The 1,969-nt window shown below is 74.9% G+C and carries 3 protein-coding genes; 2 read left to right on the top strand and 1 reads right to left on the bottom strand.

All coding sequences use genetic code 11. From position 1 onward, the window contains the following. The first annotated feature begins 165 nt into the window (after positions 1–165). Positions 166–906, top strand: a complete 741-nt coding sequence (locus ACFU6K_RS37890; RefSeq protein WP_380671038.1) for a CPBP family intramembrane glutamic endopeptidase — start codon at positions 166–168, stop codon at positions 904–906. 73 nt (positions 907–979) lie between these two features. Beyond that, positions 980–1,636 (top strand): class I SAM-dependent methyltransferase, encoded by a 657-nt coding sequence (locus tag ACFU6K_RS37885; RefSeq protein WP_380671036.1) that lies wholly within the window; start codon positions 980–982, stop codon positions 1,634–1,636. Here ACFU6K_RS37885 and ACFU6K_RS37880 read toward each other — a convergent pair. Next, positions 1,612–1,969 (bottom strand): helix-turn-helix domain-containing protein (locus ACFU6K_RS37880; RefSeq protein ID WP_380671034.1); only part of this gene is annotated, 358 nt, incomplete at its 5' end. The genes ACFU6K_RS37885 and ACFU6K_RS37880 overlap by 25 nt on opposite strands.

Raw genomic sequence — 1,969 nt, 5'->3', positions numbered from 1 at the left:
GCGCAGGGCCGCCCGGTCTGCCGTGGTGTGCGTAGGAAGTCGGCGGGTCCGACTTCCTACGCATCGGGCGGCATGCGGGAGATCGAGGTGTCACCGGTATCTCGGTTGGGGATCAACTCATCCGAGCCAGCGGTGACTTGACGTTCTCGCGCCTACCATCGGGCCGTGTTGACACAATGGGGGAGCCAGGTGCGCCGGCATCCGGTGCTGGGGGCGGTCGCCGTCGCGATCGTCTGGCAGGCGACGATCGTGGTGGTGGCGAAGGCGCTGCCGCCGTTGGAGCCCGGGTGGTTCCCGCAGTTGGGGCCGACCGTGGTCAACCTGGCGGGCGCGGCGGTGGTGCTGGTGCTGCTCCGGGCCTGGGGGCTGCTGGCGGCCGGCGGGGTGACGGGCCCCGGGGTGATGGCGCGCTGGACGGTGCTGCTGCCGGTGGCGGTGCTGGCCGGGCTGGCGGCGCTGCCCGGGATCGAGGGCGGCGCGGCGACCCTGGCGGGCGGGGTGGTGCTGATGCTCGCCATCGGGGTCAGCGAGGAACTGAGCAGCCGGGCACTGGTGCTGGAGGTCGCGCGGCCGCTCGGCCCGGTGCGCGCGGGGGCGCTGACGGCGGTGCTGTTCGGGGTCGGGCACCTCGACAACTGGCTGTTCTTCGGCGCACCCCTGGGCAACACGCTGTGGCAGGTCCTGGAGGCCGGCGCGTTCGGCTTCTTCCTGTGCGGGGCGCGCCTGTACATCGGGAGCGTCTGGCCGCTGGTCCTGCTGCACGCGCTCTCCGACTACCTGGAGATCTACTCGCCCGGGAAGACGGCCGACTGGCTGCAGGCACTGGACGTGGCCGTCGACCTGGGGCTCGGGCTGGTCCTGCTGCTCCGGGCGGCCCGTACAGCCCCTGCTTCGACCCCTTCCTGAACCGCCCCTCCGCCCGAGACCGGCGAGCGATTCGTTCAAGACGCGGCCCCAACCGCCCGACCACACTGGCCGGATGACACCGACCGACACCTTCACCCCCGCCGCCGGACGCCTCGCCCTCGGGCTCTACGACCCGATCGTCTCGCTCACCCGCGAACGCCTGTGGCGCAGCCTGCTCGCCATGCACGCCGCCCCGCGCCCCGGTGACGTCATCGTCGACGTCGGCTGCGGCACCGGCTCCTTCGCCGTCCTGCTGGGGCGCGCCGAACCGCAGGCCACCGTCATCGGCGTCGACCCCGACCCCGCCGTGCTGCGCCTGGCCCGCCGCAAGGCCGCCGCGGCCGGCGTCGACCCCGACTTCCGCACCGGCATGGGCGACGCGGTCGACGACGTCGTCGGGCCCGGGACCGCCGACACCGTCGTCTCCAGTCTCGTCCTGCACCAGTGCCCCGTCCCGATGAAGCAGGCCGTCCTCGCCGCCATGCACCGCACGCTGCGCCCCGGCGGGAAGCTGGTGATCGCCGACTACGGGCGGCAGCGCACGGCGGCCATGCGGCTGGCCTTCCGGATCGTCCAGTTCGCCGACGGCAAGGAGGACACCCAGCCGAACGCCGACGGCATCCTGCCCCGGCTGATCACCGAGGCCGGCTTCGAGGGCGTGCGCGAGGTGGACACCGTCGCGACGGTGACCGGCTCGATGTCCTTCTACACCGCGCGCCGCCCGGCCTGAACCGCCGCCCCGCGCAGGGCGGGCAGCACCTGCGAGGGCGTCAGCCCCGTCAACTCCCGCATCCACCGGGTGAGATGGGCCTGGTCGGCGAACCCGCCCGCGAGCGCCGCCTGCGCCGGCGAGCACCCCTCGCCGAGGGCGAGTGCCGCCCGGGACAGCCGCTGCCAGCTGCGCCAGCGCGCCAGCGGCACGCCCAACTGCCGCCGCGCCAGGGCCCGCAGGCGCTGCGGGGACAGCCCGACGCGCGCGGCCAGGCCCTCCAGCGGCTCCCGGCCGTCGGCGGCCAGCGCCGCCATCGCCGCGCGCAGCCGCGGGTCCAGCCCGGTGGCGGGC

The organism is Kitasatospora sp. NPDC057512 (assembly GCF_042802135.1).
Taxonomy (GTDB): Bacteria; Actinomycetota; Actinomycetes; order Streptomycetales; family Streptomycetaceae; genus Kitasatospora.
This window is presented reverse-complemented; position numbering and strand designations above follow the sequence as displayed.

Excerpts from the sequence above, each read along its gene's own strand:
- ACFU6K_RS37885 (WP_380671036.1), top strand. The coding sequence starts at position 980 with ATGACACCGACCGACACCTTCACCCCCGCCGCCGGACGCCTCGCCCTC.